This window comes from Azospirillum canadense, assembly GCF_025961225.1.
GTDB classification, from domain to species: domain Bacteria; phylum Pseudomonadota; class Alphaproteobacteria; order Azospirillales; family Azospirillaceae; genus Azospirillum; species Azospirillum canadense.
Genome location: NZ_JAOQNG010000010.1, coordinates 926,719 through 944,688, shown reverse-complemented (window position 1 = coordinate 944,688; position 17,970 = coordinate 926,719). Strand labels below are relative to the sequence as shown.

At 68.7% G+C, this 17,970-nt stretch carries 18 protein-coding genes; 11 read left to right on the top strand and 7 right to left on the bottom strand.

Annotated features, from left to right (window positions below; all coding sequences use genetic code 11):
- Positions 1-115 precede the first annotated feature (115 nt).
- Positions 116-874 carry a Fic family protein gene (locus tag M2351_RS40095; protein ID WP_264661545.1) on the top strand — a complete coding sequence of 253 codons (759 nt, stop codon included), beginning with the start codon at positions 116-118 and terminating at the stop codon, positions 872-874.
- A 9-nt stretch (positions 875-883) separates the two neighbouring features.
- On the opposite strand, the gene M2351_RS40090 is transcribed toward M2351_RS40095, so the two are convergent.
- Entirely contained in the window at positions 884-2,545 is a 1,662-nt protein-coding gene (locus M2351_RS40090; RefSeq protein WP_264661544.1) for a CocE/NonD family hydrolase, read from the bottom strand.
- Between the two features lie 163 nt (positions 2,546-2,708).
- Positions 2,709-3,224 carry an adenine phosphoribosyltransferase gene (locus M2351_RS40085; protein WP_264662433.1) on the bottom strand — a complete coding sequence of 172 codons (516 nt, stop codon included), beginning with the start codon at positions 3,222-3,224 and terminating at the stop codon, positions 2,709-2,711.
- 179 nt (positions 3,225-3,403) lie between these two features.
- On the opposite strand from M2351_RS40085, the gene M2351_RS40080 reads away from it, so the two are divergent.
- The 6 genes from M2351_RS40080 (at position 3,404) to M2351_RS40055 (ending at position 9,243) form a co-directional block, all read left to right on the top strand.
- Positions 3,404-4,546, top strand: a complete 1,143-nt coding sequence (locus M2351_RS40080) for an MlaE family lipid ABC transporter permease subunit (protein ID WP_264661543.1) — start codon at positions 3,404-3,406, stop codon at positions 4,544-4,546.
- 6 nt (positions 4,547-4,552) lie between these two features.
- Positions 4,553-5,377 (top strand): ABC transporter ATP-binding protein, encoded by an 825-nt coding sequence (locus M2351_RS40075; RefSeq protein ID WP_454464606.1) that lies wholly within the window; start codon positions 4,553-4,555, stop codon positions 5,375-5,377.
- Between the two features lie 9 nt (positions 5,378-5,386).
- Positions 5,387-6,346: an MlaD family protein gene (locus M2351_RS40070; protein WP_264661542.1), complete on the top strand. Its 960-nt coding sequence runs from the start codon at positions 5,387-5,389 to the stop codon at positions 6,344-6,346.
- On the top strand, positions 6,343-7,032 hold the full coding sequence (locus M2351_RS40065) for an ABC-type transport auxiliary lipoprotein family protein (protein WP_264661541.1): 690 nt from the start codon (positions 6,343-6,345) through the stop codon (positions 7,030-7,032). The genes M2351_RS40070 and M2351_RS40065 overlap by 4 nt, the downstream gene beginning before the upstream one ends.
- A gap of 154 nt (positions 7,033-7,186) precedes the next feature.
- On the top strand, positions 7,187-7,948 hold the full coding sequence (locus M2351_RS40060; RefSeq protein ID WP_264661540.1) for a DUF6969 family protein: 762 nt from the start codon (positions 7,187-7,189) through the stop codon (positions 7,946-7,948).
- A gap of 134 nt (positions 7,949-8,082) precedes the next feature.
- Positions 8,083-9,243 (top strand): DUF2336 domain-containing protein, encoded by a 1,161-nt coding sequence (locus tag M2351_RS40055; RefSeq protein WP_264661539.1) that lies wholly within the window; start codon positions 8,083-8,085, stop codon positions 9,241-9,243.
- Positions 9,244-9,249: 6 nt separating this feature from the next.
- Here the strand turns inward: M2351_RS40055 and M2351_RS40050 are convergent, their stop codons facing one another.
- Positions 9,250-9,792 (bottom strand): histidine phosphatase family protein, encoded by a 543-nt coding sequence (locus M2351_RS40050; RefSeq protein WP_264661538.1) that lies wholly within the window; start codon positions 9,790-9,792, stop codon positions 9,250-9,252.
- Positions 9,793-10,006: 214 nt separating this feature from the next.
- Between M2351_RS40050 and M2351_RS40045 the strand changes: the two genes are divergently transcribed.
- The 3 genes from M2351_RS40045 (at position 10,007) to M2351_RS40035 (ending at position 12,678) form a co-directional block, all read left to right on the top strand.
- Positions 10,007-10,654, top strand: coding sequence for a YjbE family putative metal transport protein (locus tag M2351_RS40045; protein WP_264661537.1), 648 nt, complete (start codon positions 10,007-10,009; stop codon positions 10,652-10,654).
- Positions 10,655-10,764: 110 nt separating this feature from the next.
- Positions 10,765-11,655, top strand: coding sequence for a DUF3618 domain-containing protein (locus M2351_RS40040; RefSeq protein WP_264661536.1), 891 nt, complete (start codon positions 10,765-10,767; stop codon positions 11,653-11,655).
- Positions 11,656-11,667: 12 nt separating this feature from the next.
- Positions 11,668-12,678: a YihY/virulence factor BrkB family protein gene (locus M2351_RS40035; RefSeq protein ID WP_264661535.1), complete on the top strand. Its 1,011-nt coding sequence runs from the start codon at positions 11,668-11,670 to the stop codon at positions 12,676-12,678.
- Positions 12,679-12,682: 4 nt separating this feature from the next.
- Here the strand turns inward: M2351_RS40035 and M2351_RS40030 are convergent, their stop codons facing one another.
- From M2351_RS40030 to M2351_RS40015, 4 genes are all read right to left on the bottom strand, one after another.
- Positions 12,683-13,651, bottom strand: coding sequence for a heparan-alpha-glucosaminide N-acetyltransferase (locus M2351_RS40030; RefSeq protein WP_264661534.1), 969 nt, complete (start codon positions 13,649-13,651; stop codon positions 12,683-12,685).
- Between the two features lie 52 nt (positions 13,652-13,703).
- A complete protein-coding gene (locus M2351_RS40025; RefSeq protein WP_264661533.1) occupies positions 13,704-14,651 on the bottom strand; it encodes a DMT family transporter in 948 nt (315 codons plus the stop codon).
- A gap of 111 nt (positions 14,652-14,762) precedes the next feature.
- Positions 14,763-15,329 (bottom strand): DUF2934 domain-containing protein, encoded by a 567-nt coding sequence (locus M2351_RS40020; RefSeq protein ID WP_264661532.1) that lies wholly within the window; start codon positions 15,327-15,329, stop codon positions 14,763-14,765.
- 164 nt (positions 15,330-15,493) lie between these two features.
- A complete protein-coding gene (locus M2351_RS40015) occupies positions 15,494-16,057 on the bottom strand; it encodes an acyloxyacyl hydrolase (protein ID WP_264661531.1) in 564 nt (187 codons plus the stop codon).
- Positions 16,058-16,370: 313 nt separating this feature from the next.
- Between M2351_RS40015 and M2351_RS40010 the strand changes: the two genes are divergently transcribed.
- Positions 16,371-17,936, top strand: coding sequence for a bifunctional aminoglycoside phosphotransferase/ATP-binding protein (locus tag M2351_RS40010; protein ID WP_264661530.1), 1,566 nt, complete (start codon positions 16,371-16,373; stop codon positions 17,934-17,936).
- The last annotated feature ends 34 nt before the right edge of the window (positions 17,937-17,970 follow it).

Below are 17,970 nucleotides of genomic sequence, written 5' to 3'. Positions count from 1 at the left end.
CGCAGGGAGGGGGTGCGGCGATGCGCGCGCCCTTTGTGATCGCCAAACAAGGATGTTCTTTCCGGCGGGACGGGCACGCATTATTACATGAAAGGGATCTGCGGAGTTCCGGCATATGGCGCTGCTCGACGACATCACACAGAAAAAGCGGGCTTTGGACGACGCCAGGCCGTTGCCGCCGGAGGTCGTGCGCGATCTGGCGGACTGGTTCGAACTGGAACTGACCAAGGCCTGCAACGCGGTCGAGGGCGGTGAACTGGCGTCGGACGAGGTGCGCACCGTGCTCGACCGCGGCACGGTGCTGCGCCATCGCCCGCCGGAGGCCCAGCGTCTGGTCCTGAACCACCGGTCCGCGCTGGAACTGATGGCCCGCCTGTCCTACCAGCCCGGCGGAGTCGTGACGGAGCGGACTGTGGCCGCCTTCCACGGCGTGCTCTACCAGGGCATCGACGATGACGCCGGCCGGTACCGCGAAGGGCCGCTGAAGGACGGCAGCGTCGGCGCGTCGCCCGACCCCGCGAAGGTGCGCGTGTCGATGTCGGCTCTGTCCGGCTGGCTGCGCCGCACGGAGCCTAGTCCCGAGTCCGCCTTCGAGGCACACCACCGGCTGATGAGCGTCCGACCCTTCTTCGAAGGCAACGCCGCGACGGCCCTTCTTCTCTGCAACCTCATCCTGAACCGGGCGGGATTCCCGCCGGTGGTGGTGCGGGCCGAGGATGCGGACCAGTACCGCGGGCTTGTGGAGCGGGCCTGGTCGGTCGGCGACAAGACGCCCTTTCGCGACCTGATGATGCGCTTCCTGGACCGCAGCCTGGACGTCTGTCTGGTTGGCGTGTCGAAGGCGCCGGCCGCGGAGGACGCCGAGGAGGCCTGACCGTCCCGTTCAGGCCTCCGCCACAGGCAGCAGCAGACGCGACGGCCGGTTGCCGCCGCCGTGGATCAGCAGCGTGATCGGCTGTGCATCGACCAGCCGCGTTTCGCCCGGCTCCGCCCCCGTACCCGGGTTGACCGGATAGGCCGGGTAGCTCGCCCCGGCGAGGCTGAGGCGCAGCGCGCCTCCCGCCGGCAAGGTCGCGCAGACGGCGCGCAACGTCACCGTCAGCGGGCGCTGGTTGTCGCCGGGCTCCACGCGGGCGTGCCCCTGGGCCAGGGGAAGGGCCCGGCCATCGGGAAGCACCGCCGACAGCACGGCGCTGACGTCGAAGGACGGGGAGTCCGCCTCGACCCAGACCTCCAGCGTGACTCGGCCGGCGAGAAGCCGGGGCTCCGCGACCGGCGCCGTCGTGTAGGTCGCCACATCCGGGCGCGCGTCCACCGTGGCGCGGTCGCGTGGGCCGGCGTCCGGCACCGCGTGGCCACCGACCGTCGGCACGGGATCGCGCGGGTCGTGCACCAGCACGTCAAGGAAGTCGTCCTCCGGGGCGACGTCCCCAAGGTCGCCGCCCTGGCGCCGGCAGGCCAGCCCGTCGCTAACGAGGTGGAGCGGCGTGGTGGGCGCGGGCAGCGCGGGCAGGTCGCGCCAGCGCCGTGTCAGAAGGTCGAACAGCCGGACGGGGCCGGCCCGTTCCGCTCCGTTGGACTCTCCCTTCAAAAAGCGGTCGAACCACGCGAGTTGCAGGCTGTCGAAGGACGGCGCCTCCGTCCCCGCCCAAGGCGCGTCGCCGTTGGCGTCCCACGGCCCGACGAGCAGCCGGACAGGCGCCGACGATCGTTCCGACAGCGCCGCGTGCGCGTCGAGCGTTCCGCTCAGCCGTGGATCGTACCAACCGCCGATCTGCAGGATCGGAACGTCCGCCGGAGCGTCGGCCAGCGAGTCACGCGGCGACAAGGCGTCCCAGCTCGGCGCCGGGCCGGGCGTGGTCAGCCAGTCGTCGTAATGGCAATGGCGCGCATAGTCGCGCAGGACCTTCGGCCGGGAGGGAATCTCGTCGCCGAGCGGCAGGTCGCGCGTGGATTGCAGCAGGGCGCGGAAGGCGGCGCCGTCTTCCAGCCGGCGGGCCGACTCGGTGGCGCAGCGCAGCGCCCAGCCCATGGCGTCGGCGAGCCGGAACGCGCCGCCCTCGTAGGCCCAGTCGGTGAAGACGTCCCACCCCGCCAGCGCCGGAACCATCGCGCGCAACGCGTCCGGCCGCTCGGCCAGGGCAAGCCACTGCGCCATGCCGGCGTAGCCGCAACCGTACATACCGACCGTGCCGTTCGATCCGGGCAGGGACGCCGCCCAGGCGACCGCGTCGGCGCCGTCCTCGCGCTCCGTCTCGAAGGGGCGGAAGCGGCCTTCCGAGGTGCCGCGGCCGCGCACGTCCTGCACCGCCACCACATAGCCGCGCGCCGCGTACCATCGCGGGTGGGCGTAATGGCTGGTCAGGGCGGTGCGCCGCCCGCAGGTGACGCGGACCAGCAAGACCGGCCAGGAGCCGGGCGCGTCGGGACGGTAGACGTCGGCGTCGAGGCGGGCCCCGTCCCTTGCCCGCATTGATACGGTCTCGGGCGGCCGGACGGCCAGGAGCGGGTGGTGTTCGAGAATCACCGGAGCCATGTGGGTCATGCTGCGCCCTTCCGAGCGACGTTGACGATCCACATAGGCAATCTTCGTGCCACGCCTACGCGCTGAGAAAGCCGGTCATAGGCTCCGGCCGGGGCGCCCAACAATTGGGCAAGAGCCTTCATGTTGGGCGAAGACGCCGCGTGATCAGCGCAGGTTGCGCTGTTTACGAATCGTAGGCGGTCAGGGAGACGCTGGGCACGTCGAGCTTGTCGCGGCCGTTCAGGAAGGTCAGCTCGACCAGGAAGGCCGCGGCCCGGACGTCGCCGCCGACCTGGCGAAGCAGCTTGATCGCCGCGGCCATCGTGCCGCCGGTGGCGAGCAGATCGTCCAGCACGACGATGCGCTGGCCGGGCTTCACCGCGTCGGCCTGCACCTCGATGGTGTCGGTGCCGTATTCCAGGTCGTAGGAGTGGGCCACCTTGTCGCCGGGCAGCTTGCCGTGCTTGCGCACCATGATGAAGCCGGTGCCGAGCACCAGAGCCAGCGGCGCGGCGATGAGGAAACCGCGGGATTCGATGCCGACCAGCAGATCGGGCTTGTGCGGGCGGATCGCTTCGGCAAGCTGGTTCACCGCCTCCTTCCACGCCTCGGCGTGCGCGAGCAGCGGGGAGATGTCGTAGAACAGGATTCCGGGCTTCGGGAAATCGGCGATGCCGCGGATGTGGTCCTTGAGGTTGATGGCGTTCGACATGAGGGGCGTGGTTCCTGTGCAACAGCGGCGCCATACTATCGACGCCGTCCGCCCGGTGCAAACCGGCATCGTGACGCGCTATCCCGCGGTATGGTTGACCGGCACGGGGTCTTGCGGCCAAGTTCGCCCTGACGCCTTCGGGGTACACCACGGTGGATAGGGGAAGGATGGCGCGCGACGGGGCCCGTTTGGAGCCGACACGCGACGGGGACGGCGGCTGGACGCTGGCGGCGATCGGCCGGTGGGACCTGCGGGCCACCGGCGGCATGGCGCGCGAGCTGGAGGCCTATGCGCTGGACGGCGCCGGCAACGCCGCGGTCCGCCTCGACCTGTCGCGGCTCGACGCGCTGGACACGGTCGGCGCCTACCTGTTGTCGGCGCTGGCGCAACGCCTGACGGCGGCCGGGCACCCGGTGACCGTGGCCGCCGTCCGGCCGGAACACGCAGCCCTGTTCGACGCCGTGCGCGCGGTCTGCCCACCGCAGCCCGAGCCGCCGGCGCCGCAGCACCCGATCCTGGACATGCTGGAGCGCACCGGGCGAACGGCCATTCACGCGGTGCACGAAGGGCTGGCGCTGCTGTCCTTCCTCGGCCTGATCACGGTCACCTTCGGGCGGCTGGTCCTGAACCCGCGGCGCCTGCGGATTCGCGCGGTGCTGTTCCACATCGAGCAGACCGGGCTGAACGCGCTGCCGATCCTGGGGCTGCTGTCCTTCCTGATCGGCGTGGTGCTGGCCTTCCAAGGGGCCGACCAGTTGCGCCGGTTCGGAGCGGAGCTGTTCGTCGTGAACCTGCTGGGCGTGTCCATCCTGCGCGAGATCGGCATCCTGATGACCTCGATCATCGTCGCCGGCCGCTCCGGCTCCGCCTTCACCGCGCAGATCGGCACCATGAAGGTGAACCAGGAGGTCGACGCCATCAGCACGCTGGGCCTTGATGTGATCGAACTGCTGGTGGTGCCGCGCGCGCTCGCCCTGATGATCAGCCTGCCGCTGCTGGCCTTCTACGCCGACATCATGGGCCTGTTCGGCGGCGCGGTGATGAGCTACGCGACGCTGGACATCACCTTTGGGCAGTTCATCCGGCAGCTGCACGGCGCCGTCACGCTGCCGCATTTCCTGGTTGGACTGGTCAAGGCGCCGGTCTTCGCGCTCGTGATCGCCATGGTCGGCTGCTACGAGGGGCTGAAGGTGTCGGGCAGCGCGGAGAGCGTCGGCACGTTGACGACCAAGTCGGTGGTGGAGTCGATCTTCCTGGTCATCGTGCTGGACGCCGTCTTCTCCATCCTGTTCTCCTTCCTGAGGGTGTGAGGTCCCGTGGCGCCGCAAGACCAGCATCAGCCCGACCAGTCTCCTCCCGAGCCGGCCCGCACCGCGCACGCCCCGCCCGTGATCCGCGTGCACGGGCTCGTCACCCGATTCGGGGCGCAGGTGGTCCATGACGGGCTCGACCTCGACGTGCGCAAGGGCGAGGTGCTGGGCGTCGTCGGCGGATCCGGCACCGGCAAGTCCGTCCTGTTGAAGGAGATCCTGGGGCTGATGCACCCGGCGGAGGGGCGGATCGAGCTGCTGGGCCGCGACACCGCCGGCCTGCCGGAGGCGGAGCGCGTGGCGCTCCAGGCGCGGACGGGGGTGCTGTTCCAGAACGGCGCCCTGTTCAGCTCCATGACCGTGGCGGAGAACGTCATGGTGCCGTTGAAGGAGCACACCGACCTGCCGCTGGCCTTGGCGGCGGAGATCGCGCGGGTCAAGATCGGTATGGCCGGCCTGCCGCCCAACGCCGGGGCCAAGTTCCCGTCGGAACTGTCCGGCGGCATGATCAAGCGCGCCGGGCTGGCTCGCGCGCTGGCGCTCGACCCGGAGATCCTGTTCCTGGACGAACCGACCGCCGGCCTCGACCCCATCGGGGCGGCGGCTTTCGACCAGCTGATCCACAACCTCCAGCGCAGCCTGGGGTTGACCGTCTTCATGGTCACCCACGACCTGGACAGCCTGACGTCCATCTGCGACCGCATCGCTGTGCTGGTGGACAAGAAAGTCCGCGTCGGCACGCTGGACGAGCTGCTCCAGGACACCCATCCCTGGATCCACGAGTATTTCCACGGACCGCGCGGCCGCGCCGCGCGCCATGCAGAGGCCTGACCGAACGCCATGGAAACCCGCGCCAGCTACATCCTGGTCGGCAGCTTCGTGCTGGCCATCCTTGCCGGCCTGTTCGTCTTCACGGTCTGGGTCGCCAAGGTCCAGCTGGAGGAGACCCGCCAGCCCTATTACATCTACTTCACGGGCTCCGTCACCGGCTTGCAGGAAGGCAGCCCGGTGCGTTACCGGGGCATCCCCGTGGGCACGGTGACCGACATCCGGCTCGACCCCAACGACGTCAGCCGCGTGCGCGTGACCATCGAGGTGCAGGAAGGCACGCCGATCAAGACCGACTCCATCGCCTCGCTGGAGGTGCAGGGGATCACCGGCGGCGCCTACATCCAGATTTCCGGCGGAACGGAGCTGAGCGAGCTGCTGCGCACCGCGCACGACAGCGGCGTTCCGGTGATTCCGTCACGCCCATCGTCGCTGACGGTGTTCGTGGACGCCGCCCCGCAATTGCTGAACCGCGCGCTCGACCTGACCAACCGGATGGCCGACCTGCTGACCCCGCAAAACCAGGCGGCCATCGCCGACATCCTGCAAAGCACGCGCACGCTGACGGCGGAACTGGCGAAGGCCAGCAACGGCCTGGAATCGACCATGCAGCAGGCCGGCCGCACGCTCCAGGGGTTCGAGGCGGTCGGGCCGCAGCTGAACCAGACCATGGCCCAGGCCCAGCGCACGCTGGCGACCGTGGAGGGCAGCACCAAGACGCTGACCGGCGACCTGCACGACCTGTCGACGTCGCTGAAGCAGACATCCACCCAGTTGAACGCGATGGTCGGGGAAAACCGCGAAGCGGTGCGCGACTTTACGGGCAGCGGGCTGTATGAATTGACGCTGCTGATCACCCAGTTGCGTGACCTGTCCGGGCAATTGTCCCGCGTGGTCACGCGGATCGAGAATGACCCGTCGAACTTCCTGTTCGGCGGGACCCGGCAAGGCGTGGAGATTCGCGGACGATGAGCGGGCGTTGGACCACTGCAATCGGGCTGGCAACCGGCAAGGCGCGTCGGGCGCTGCTCGCGGCGGCCCTGCTGGGCGCGCCCCTGTGGCTGGGTGCCTGCGCGGTGCTCGACCCGACTGCGCCCAACCTCTACACCCTGACGCCGAGCGGACCGGCCGATCTGAGTGTGCCGCGCGCCGACTGGCAGCTTTTGGTCGAGACCCCGGTGGCCGGCGCTGGCATCGATACGCCGCGGATCGCGGTCACGCGCGGTGTCACCGCGATCGACTATTTCGCCGACGTGTCCTGGGCGGACCGTGTGCCGAACCTGCTTCAGGGGCTGATCGTCCAGTCCTTCGAGAACAGCGGGCGCATCGTGGCAGTCGGGCGCGACACCGTGGGCCTGCGCGCCGACTTCGTGCTGAAGACCGACCTGCGCGATTTCCAGGCGGAGTTCGTGACGGCCAACGCGACCTTCCCCGACCGCGTCCATGTCCGCATCGCCGCCAAGCTGGTCAGTATGCCGCGCCGCACGATCGAGGCGGGGGAAACCTTCGAGGCGATCGTGCCCGTGCACGGCCGGACCTTCCCGGACGTGATCAGCGCCTTCAACGAGGCCCTGGGCACTGTGGAGGCCGGGCTGGTCCAATGGGCGCTGCGCAACGGCAACGCCGTCTACCGGGCTGGAAGTGGTCGGACCGGCTGAGGAAATCGCTTGCTAAGCATACGAATCCTCATACCTAATGGGGATCAAGGATTCCGGGATTGTGGTTATTTCGGATCGGCCGCCTGCGGCGGATTACGGAGGGCCGGAACGGAACCGCAGGGCTTGGGCAAGGGATCACGGGGCTGACCATCCGATGATGGATCTTTCGGAGCTTTCCCGCGAAGAACTCGACGAGATGGCCGAGGCGGCGCGCGAGCTGAGGACCTGCCAGCGCGTCCTGACCAAGACCGGCGACACCGTCGTCGGCGAATTGCTGCGCGGCCACGGCACACTCTACGAATGGCGGCATTACCCGCCGGGCGACGTCTACGACGCCGAATACCACGCCCAATATTACTACCACTGCCACCCGGAGACGGAGCGGCCGGACGGCGAGCACGGGCATTTCCACACCTTCCTGCGGCCGCTCGGCATGCCGGCGGGCGTCGCGCCGGCCCCGCTGGACGATTACGAGGAACCGGAGAACCAGAACGACGCGCTGTCCCACCTCGTCGGGATCGCTATGGACGTGGCGGGACAGCCGGTGCGGCTGTTCACCACCAACCGCTGGGTCACCGGGGAGACGTGGTACGCAGCCGAGGACGTCATCCGCATGCTGGATGGATTCGTGGTGGACCACGCGCGGCCGTCCTGGCCGGCCAACCGCTGGATCACCGCGCTGATGCGCCTGTTCCGCCCGCAGATCGAGGCCCTGCTGCGGGAGCGCGACGAGACGATCCGCCACTGGGCCGGCCGGCACCCGGACGGCTACGTCTACGAGGACCGCAAGCTGGAGGTCGCCTCGCAGATCGTGATTTCGGTGGACGAGCAGACCGCCGCGGTGGAGATGGCGCTGCGCGGCATCCGGCGCCGCCGTTCCGTCCTGCCGGAACCCCCGCGCTTCGTGGAGCCGTAAACAGACGGACGGGTTTCGGCGGCGTTGGCGAGGCCATTAACAAAGACTCAACGCTTTTGGTCGGATGATATCCTGAAACGATGTCCTCCCGAATGATCAACGGGAAAGACTGGGGCAGGAAGGGTCAAGGACCCATGAACAACCATCCGACTGCCGGCCAAGCGATTGGCGGCCAAGTTTCCGGCGACCGGCTGACCAAGGAAGACGTTGCCCGGCTGCTGTCCGACCCGTCGCCCAATGGCCGGTCGGAACTGGCCGTCAAGGTCGCCCAGCAGTTCACCGGGGCCGCGCTGTCCGACGCCGAGCGCAAGCTGGCGGAGGACATCATCCGCGTGATGGCGCGCGACGCCGTCGTCCGCGTGCGCCAGTCCCTGGCTGAAAACCTGAAGGCCAGCCCGTCGCTGCCGCGCGACGTCGCCCTGACGCTGGCGCGCGACGTGGAGGCCGTGGCGATCCCGGTGCTCAGCGTGTCGACGGTGCTGACCGACGCGGATCTGGTGGAGATCGTCCGCACGGGCACCGACGCCAAGCACACCGCCATCGCCCAGCGCCCGGCCGTGCCCGCCAGCGTCGCCGACGCACTGATCGAAACGGCCTCGGAAGGGGCGGTGGCCGCACTGGTGGCCAACAGCGGCGCGGAGTTGGGGGAGAAGAGCCTCGGCCGGGTCATAGACCGCTTCGCCGGAAGCGAGGCGGTGGGCGACCCGCTGGTGCACCGGACGAAGCTGCCGATCACCATCGCGGAGCGGCTGGTCGCCGTCGTGTCGGAGACGCTGCGGCAGCATCTGGTCACCAACCACGAGTTACCGGCCAAGGTCGCCGCCGACCTGATCCTGCAAAGCCGCGAGCGCGCCACCGTGTCCCTGTTCTCCGGCGAGAACGACGAGGGCGCGCTGGAACGGCTCGTCGCCCAGTTGTCGCGGACCGGGCGCCTGACCTCGTCGCTGCTGGTGCGGGCGCTGTGCGTCGGCGACGTGGCCTTCTTCGAGACGGCGATGTCCTACATGGGCAACGTGCCGCTGACCAACGCGCGCCTGCTGATCCACGACGCCGGGCGGCTCGGCCTGAAGTCGATCTACGACAAGGCGAAGCTGCCGCCCGCACTTTTGCCGGCCTGCCGGATCGCGCTCGACGTCCTGAAGGAAACACCCTACGACGGGGAGGCGCACGACATCGAACGCCACCGCCGCCGCGTCATCGAGCGGATTCTGACGCAGTACGAGGACCTTGCGGCGGAAGACCTCGACTATCTGCTCGCCAAGCTCGGCGACCTGATGGTGGCCGAGGCGGCGTGAGGGCGCTCAAGGCTTCTCGAACAGGTAGAGCTTCCCGTTTTCGGGGACGGTGAACTTCGGGCCTTTGAACCCCTGGCGCAGCAGTTCCTTGCGCAGGAAGATCATAAATCCGGCGTGGCCGACGACCAGCGTGTTCTCGCCGCTGTTCGGCAGGATCTCGTTGGCGAAGGTCTTCACGTTGTTGAGGAACACCGTCTTGGCGTCGCGTTGCGACCGGTGCGAGGTCGCCCAGGCGATCCGCAGCATCATCGTCCAGAAGGGGAAGGGCATGCGGATGTTGGCGCGGGCGATGGGCCTCAGCGCCGGTTCGCGCAGCATTGGCGTGCTGTCGATTGGGCCCGGATAGATCGCCTGCGCCGTCTTCAAGGCGCGCGGGGAATCGCTGGAAATGCACCGCGTCCAGCGGATGTCGCCCAGGTCGACCCGGCCCAGGCGGATTTCCGCCCCATCATAGTCGGTCAGCCATTGGGCGATCTGTTCCGGTGTCATCCATTGCCGGTTCGGGATGCCGAGGGTGACTTCGAAATGACGAACAAGGCCGATCTTCATTGTTGTCCGCTTTGGTTTCTTGTTTTCTTCGCCATTCCTACAGCAAACCGCAAGCTGCGCAACACGGTACCCATGCACCCTTTGGGGGGAGAACGGGCACCTTCGGAACCCCGCGGATTTCCGGCCGCGGTGCACCCCTGACGGTCGGCGGGCTTGCGCCGGAGGACCTCGGACGGTATAGGCAACCACACGTTCGGATTGAGGACTGCACGCCGTGCTAGAGACGTACCTTCCGCAGCTGGCCGCCCTCGGCCAGGTGATCCTGATCGACCTTGTCCTGGCCGGCGACAACGCCATCGTCGTTGGCATGGCGGCAGCCGGCGTTGCGCGTGAGAAACGGGCCCAGGTCATCTTCTGGGGCATCTCCGCCGCCGTGGTGCTGCGCATCATCTTCGCGCTGATCACCACCCATCTTCTGAACGTCATCGGGCTGACGCTGGCGGGCGGCCTTCTGCTGCTGTGGGTGTGCTGGAAGTTGTTCCGCGAACTGCGCGGGCAGCGGGAGGAGGCCATGGCCGCCGCCCTGATCGCGGAAGAAAACGGCGAGGACACCGCATCCGGTCCGAAGGCCGGCACCAAGCCGGTGCGCACCGCCGTGTGGGAGGTGGTCGTCGCCGACGTGTCCATGTCGCTCGACAACGTGCTGGCGGTGGCCGGCGCCGCGCGGGAGCATCCCTACATCCTGGCGCTCGGCCTTCTGCTCTCCGTCGGGCTGATGGGCGCCGCGGCCAGCGTGATCGCGCGTTTGCTCAACCGGTTCCACTGGATTGCTTACATCGGCTTGGCCGTGATCGTCTATGTGGCGCTGGACATGATCCGGCGGGGCACCCTGGAGGTCGTAGCGGCGGCCGGACCTTTGTAACTAGGTCCTTCCGGCCGGGTCTTTCCGGCCGGGATCGAGCTTGGATCGCGCCGGAACCTTCTGCCTTTCGTACGTGTTGTGGCGGCAGTCTCAAGAGGGGAGTCGCCGGCATGAACCGAGCCACGGACACGTATGTCAACCGAGGTGGCACCGCCGCGGAGGATGCCGAAGCCCGGGCCGCGAGGTCCGGGACCGTTCCTCCGGCGCCACCCCACCCACCATCCAAGGTTGTTGTTGCCGACGAGCCCGGCACCGCGGGCACCACAGGCGTTTCCGGCGGGCGCCGTTCGCCGGACGATATCGAGCGTGACATCCACGGCATCCGGGCCCGCATGGATTCGGTCCTGGACGAGATCGAGTTCCGCCTGTCGCCCGGGCAGATGTCCGGAGGGGTGATCGACGTGGTCCGCGACGTGGTGGAGGGGAACCCGACGCGCGTCGCCCGTGCCATCCGCTCCAACCCCTGGCCGCTGGCCGTGATCGCGGCGGGCGCCCTCTGGCTCGCCTGGAACGTCTCGCGCACGCCGGAGGTGGAGAAGACCCCGCTGGGCAGCCCCGCGGGAATGGTGAACGACGACAGCATCCGCAGCCTGCTTGCCGACCTGATCGACGCGTGCCGGCAGGGGGCCACCGGCTTCCGGCAGGCCGACCTGATCCTCGACGATCCGGGGCTGACGCCGCGCCTGACCCAGGTCGCCTTGCAGTTCGACCGCAGCGCCGCGGCGCTCGACGCCGAACTCAGCCGCCGCGGCGGCGCGCCGATGGCGGAGGGGCCGGTCCACCCGGTGTGGGACGACCTGCATCGGGAGCTTGGCGGGAACCGCTCTCGCGGGGCGGTGCTCGCCGGGCTGGAGCGTGGCGTTGAGGGGGTGCTGGGGCTGTTCCGCGACGGGCTGCACGGCGATCTGCCGGAACAGCTGCGCGTCGTGGTCGGCGCCCATTTCCACGAGATCGAGACGGTGCGCCACCGCGTCGGTGCGCTGCGCGAAGCGGTCGCGTAAGGGGGGCGGCGGATGCTGGGGCTGAGCCGTCGTCACCACTACAAATACCCGCGGGTGCAAATGGAAGACGGTCGCGGGCGGTCCGCGGACAAACCGTCGGACATCCCGAAGGCCGGCTGGAAGGACATCCTCTGGCGCACCTGGGAGGAGCAGGGCAAGGACAACATCTCCATCGTCGCAGCGGGTGTGGCCTATTACGCCCTGTTCGCGATCTTCCCGGCCATCGCGGCTCTGGTGTCGATTTACGGCCTTGCCTTCGATCCGGCGGGCGTGGAGCGGCAGATCAGCCAGCTGGCCGACTTTCTGCCACCGGAAGCGCTGAAGGTGTTGAGCGACCAGGCGCACAGCGTCGCCACCGCGCCCCGCCAGGGATTGGGCTTCGGCGTCCTGTTCGGCTTCGTGCTGACGCTGTGGAGCGCGTCGCGCGGCACCAACTCGCTGATCACGGCGCTGAACATCGCCTACGGCGAGGAGGAGCGGCGCAGCTTCATCCGGCTGGCGCTGATCTCGCTGGGGCTGACCATCGCCGCCCTGTTGTTCCTGATCGTCACGCTGGGCCTGATCGTGGCGGTTCCGGCGGTCATCAACTTGCTAGGGTTGCAGGACACCATCATTGGATGGGTCGCCAGCTTGGCGCGATGGCCGATCCTGGCGGTGGCGGTCGTGCTCGTCCTGGCGGTTCTTTACCGCTACGGCCCTGATCGTCGAGAGCCGAAATGGCGCTGGGTCACCTGGGGGTCTGCCATTGCGACGATGCTGTGGATCCTCGCCTCGGTCGGGTTCTCGCTCTACGTCTCCCACTTCGGCAGCTACAACCAGACCTACGGGTCGGTCGGGGCCGGCGTCGTGCTGCTTCTGTGGTTCAACCTGACGTCCTACGTCATCCTGATGGGCGCCGAGCTGAACGCGGAGATCGAGCACCAGACGGCCCGCGACACCACCGAAGAGAAGGGGACCGGCGAGAAGCCGCTGGGGACTCGCGACGCTTATGTCGCCGACACGGTGGGCCGGCGGCGGGCGTAACCGTTCAGTTCGGCGCGCTGCAGCGCTGGATGATGGTGTCAACCTGGGCCTGGGCGCGCGCGTTCAGCCGGTCGTTGATGAAGTCGGTCCACAGGTCGGACCGGCCCAGCCCCTCGGTCACGCAGCGGCAGCGGGCGGTGCATTGCGCCGGCTCGATGCCGCTGTTCCCACAGGAGGCGGTGCAGGATTCCATGAAGTTGCGCACGTCCAGCGGCTCGACGCCGATCCCCAGCGCCACCAGCGAGAGAGCGCCGAACAGCATCGGCTGATGGATCAGGTAGATGGCGAGGCTGTGCCGGCCCGCCCAGGCGAAGCCGCGTCCGACCCGCGTCCGGGGCACTCCCGCCGGCCGTGGGCGCCAGAGGCGGCCCAGCGCGATCCCGAACAGCACCGCGCCGAACCAGGGGAACAGCGGCACATAGTCGTTGGACTCCGGCTCGAAGGTCATCAGCCCGACCCAGCGCAACACTGGGGTGTCGAACAGCGGCAGCGCGACGGTCTTGCCGACGGCGATCACCGACACCCCAAGGGCCAGCGTCACCGGCCAGGGCAGGCGGAGAAAGGCCAAGCCCAGCACACTCGCCACGGCGATGTGGTGGAGCACGCCGAAGGAGATCGGGCTGTCGGGGAACATGGCGGAGGACACCGCCGACACCGCCGCCGCCGCGAGTACGAGCAGCAGGAGCCGGCGCCCAAAGCGGCGCGGGTCGAGCCCGCGGTCGGTCGCCAGCACGAGGCTGACGCCGACCAGAAGCAGGAAGCTGCCAAGGATCAGGGTGCGCGCGGCCAGCCACAGCGGGTCGTTCAGCAGGTCGAACTGCGCCAGACCGAGGAAGGTCAGGTCCCAGGAGCCGTGGTAGACCGCCATGGCGAGCAGCGCGACCCCGCGCGCGACGTCGATGGCGCCGAGTCGGTGGGCGCCAGTCTTGGATATGGTGGGGGGCAGCAGGGGCATGGCGCGTTTCTGACGCATTGGCGCCCGCCTGTCCACCGGGGCCATGCGCCCAGCCATGCGCCGCGGTGGCTCAGTCGTCCCCGCCCGGCCCGGCGGACGGCGGGGTCAAAGGGCGGCGCTTGCGCGTTTCCCGGTGCAGGATGTAGAGGCCGCTCGCCGCGACCACCGAGGCGCCGAGCGCCATGTGCGAGGACGGCACGTCGTTCCACAGCAGCCAGCCGAAGATCACCGCCCAGAGCAGCGAGGCGTAGTTGAAGGGGGCGATCACCGCCGCCGGGGCCAGGGAATAGGCCCGCGTCATGAACAGCTGCGCGCCGCCGCCCAGCAACCCGGTCCCCACCAGGATGGCGAAGTCCGGCAGGCTGGCCGGCGTGACCCAGACGAAGGGCATAGCGAAGGCGGTGAGGATCGTGGTGATCAGCGTGAAGTAGAAGACAATGGTGTTGGGCGGCTCGGTCGCGCTGAGCTGCCGGATGGCGATCATCGCGAAGGACTGCGTGAAGGCCGCCCCCAACCCGACGAACGCGCCGAGGTGGAGCAGCATCTCCCCGCTCGGCCGCACGATGATCAGCACGCCGATGAAGCCGACGAGCACGGCGCTCCAGCGGTGCAGGCCGACCTTTTCTCCCAAGAAGGGAACCGACAGCGCGGTCAGGAACAGTGGAGCGGAGAAGTTCAGCGCCACCGCGTCGGCCAGCGGCATGAGATGGAACGACCAGAAGGTCAGCGACATCGACGACAGGCCGATGATGGAGCGCCAGACATGCCCCCACGGCCGGTCGGTGCGCAGCCCCGTCCCCCAGCCACGCTGCAGAGTGATCGCCAGCGCGACCGGAAACAAGGCGAACGCGTTGCGAAAGAAAGTCACCTCGGGCACGGGGTACCGCTCGGTGCCGATCTTGATCAGCACGTTCATCATGGAGAACAGGAACACCGAGCCCAGCATCATCGTGATGCCGAGCGGCGTGTTGTCCACGCGGGTGTGCGTGCGGGCGGGGGAGAGGGATGAGGCGGACACACCCCGATGCTACCAAAGCGAAACCACCCGCGTCACGGTGTCGCGACACGGGCGGTCATGCCCTGGCGGAATGGCCGGATTGCGGGAGTCCCGTTTGCCGGGCCGCAGCAATCAGCGTTGTTGCAGCATCTCCGCGATTTCCGTCTCGGCGCGCAGCCAGTGGTCCATCTCCCGACCGTCGGGCCGGCCCTCGCGCTCCCAGATCTCGTAGGCGCGCTCCTGCACCATGCGGTTCTGCTGGCCGCGCAGCAGTCCCTCCGCGATGTGCATGTTGATGCGCGACAGCGATACCAGCTTGGCCGCCTCGATGGAGCCCTTGGTCGCTTCCATGGTGGTGGTGGACACATACTGCGCCAAGTTGCGCAGGTTGGCCTTCACCGCCGGCTCCAGCGTGTTCTCCTCGTTCTGGAGGACCGTCTTGATGGCCACCCAGAGGCGCAGGTTGTGGTCGAGCGCGACGTTGGCCTTTTCCGGCGTGTCGGCTTCCACCAGCAGGCTGGCGGCGTGCAGCAACGCGACGGCGTCCTGCTCGATCATCGTGAAGTTGGTCTGCAGGACGATCTCGGCGCCGGTGTCGGTGGCGATCGTCTCGGCGGTTTCGGGCGACGTGATGGTGTCGGCAGCGTTCGCGGTTTTCGCGGTGGTGGTCTTCGCGGTGGCGGTCTTGCGCTTGGCCATGGTCGGATCCCCGGGCAGATGTACCAGGGCCAATAGATCGGTGTGTTGTTAACAACCGGTTAAGACTAGAATTTTCAGGGCTGCTGTTCAGCCTTCGCGACAAATGAACAGCGTGGTGATTCGGCGGCGCTTGTGTTGCGCTGCAAAAATGCTCTGGCTGGCGATCACTGTCCGGCCAGTGCGCCGAAGGGCAGGCGGTAGTAGAGACCGAACACGTTGTTGGTCGACGCGTTCGAATCCGGGGTCGAACCGGTGCTGTCGATTCGGCTGTAGCCAAGGCTGAAGCGCGACTTGTTCTCGAACTGGTAGCCGAGTTCGAGTTGCGAGCGGAACTCCATGGTGGAGCCCGTCTCGCGGGTCGCGCGGTTGGCCCGCGGCAGGGTGCCGGCGCCGATGCTCGGCGTGAACACGAAGGACCCCAGCGGCACGTCGATCAGCACGCCACCCATCCCGTGCAGGCTGCCGTCCACCGACGGGGAACTCATCGACACCCAGGGCCGGATGTCGGCGTAGGGTTCCAGCTTGGGCAGAAGGGACGATCCGATGCGCACCTTGCTGTGCAGGTCGGACACCGTGGTGTCGGGTACGTCGCCGGTCACATAGGCCAGCGCGCCGATCTTCCAGTTGCCAATGCGGTCGGCGGACGTGTCCTGGGCGTGCGCCGGAAGGGCGAGCGCGAGGCCCACGGCCACGACCATCACAGGGAAACCCTTGGAGACCCTGCCCACGGCGGAACACTCCCGATTGTGCGTTGCCCCAAGCAAAAACGCAGAAACCAAAGCCGTCGGACCATACCACGCCCGAACTTGTCACTGGTGTGTCATTACGGGCGCGCGTTCCGCGTTTGCAAGCGCCTTTCGGTGCTACTCCCTGATGTCGTTACGCAATGCCCCCACGTCAATGGAGGAGGTGCAGCCACCTTCACCCTCCCAATTGCGGAGTGGGGTTAGCACCGATGGATTCACGGGCCGCGACGCATGGACGCGCCTGCGAACCGGGCGGATCCGCCCCGTGATGGTCCGGCCGTGCTAGACTTCGGCCATGCAGCACGCGCAGTCCGATCCGGTGCAGCGGGAGGTGGCCGCCTTTCTCGGCGACCCGCGCAGTCACGGCGGCGCGGCGGTGGAGCGTGTGGACACGCACGCGGCCATGGTGTTCCTGGCCGGCGACCGGGCTTACAAGCTGAAGCGCGCGGTGCGCTACCCCTACCTGGACTTCTCATCCGTCGAGCGACGGCACGCCGCCTGCGTGGCGGAATTGGCGCTCAACCGCCGCACGGCGCCGACCCTTTATCTGGGCGTCGAGCCGGTGGTGCGACGTGAGGATGGGCTGGCATTCGGTGGAGGCGGCACGGTGCCTTCCGATCAAGTGGTGGACTGGGTCGTCGTCATGCGCCGTTTCCCGGCCGATGCCCTCCTGGAGCGGATGGCCGAGCGCGGCGCGCTCACCGACGACCTGATGCGCGACCTAGCCGACGCGGTGGCCACCTTCCACCAAGCGGCCGAGCGCCGCACGGACGGCGGCGGGGCCGAGGCCATGCGCGCGGTCGTCGACGGAAACCTGCGGGAGCTTCGCGAAACCCCGGCCCTGTTCCCGCCGGAGCACGTCGAGCAACTCGCGTCCCGGTCGGCCTCCGCGCTGGAACGCCTCGCGCCGTTGATGGAGGCGCGCCGGGCGAGCGGTCTCGTGCGCCACGGACACGGCGATCTGCACCTGCGCAACATCGTGCTTCTCGACGGCCAGCCGACCCTGTTCGACGGGATCGAGTTCGACGAGTCCCTTGCGGTCATCGACATCGCCTACGACCTGGCGTTCCTGGTGATGGACCTGGAGCAGCGCGGCCTGCGCAACCACGCCAACGCCGTACTGAACCGCTGGCTGGACGCCACCGGCGATCTAGACGGACTGGCGCTCTTGCCGCTGTTCCTGTCGATGCGCGCCGCCGTGCGGGCGAAGGTCGCCGCGGCGGCGGCCAAGCTGAGCGCCGACGATGGTGCGGCGGCCAAGGACTCGTCGGCCGTACTGGAGCGCGAGGCCGCCGGCTATCTGGATTTTGCCATCCGTGCCCTGGATCCGGCACCGCCACGACTGGTCGCCGTCGGTGGGCTGAGCGGGACCGGAAAGACGCGACTCGCCCTGGGACTTGCGCCGTGGCTGGGGCCCATGCCGGGGGCGGTGGTGCTGCGCTCCGACGTGCTGCGCAAGCGGCTGTTCGGGGCGGCGGACACCGACCGGTTGCCGGCGGAGGCCTACGACGCGGCGGTCACCCGCCGGGTCTACGCCATGCTGGTGGACAAGGCGCGGCGGGTGCTCGCCGCCGGCCACGCGGCGGTGGTGGACGCGGTCCACGCCCGACCGGAGGAGCGCGCGGCCATCGCCGCGGCGGCACGGGACTCCGGGTTGAAATTCGACGGCGTCTGGCTGGACGCGCCCTTGGACACGCGCGTAGCGCGTGTGGCATCTCGCCGCGGCGATGCCTCCGACGCCACGGCGGAGGTGGCGAAAAGCCAGGAATCCTATGATGTCGGCGCGATCGATTGGCTGCGTGTGGACGCGGGCAGGGATGCGGCGGACGCGCTTGCGGCCGTGCGGGAAAGACTGGCGTAATTCCAGGTGGAACGGGCGCGCCGCCGTCCGATGC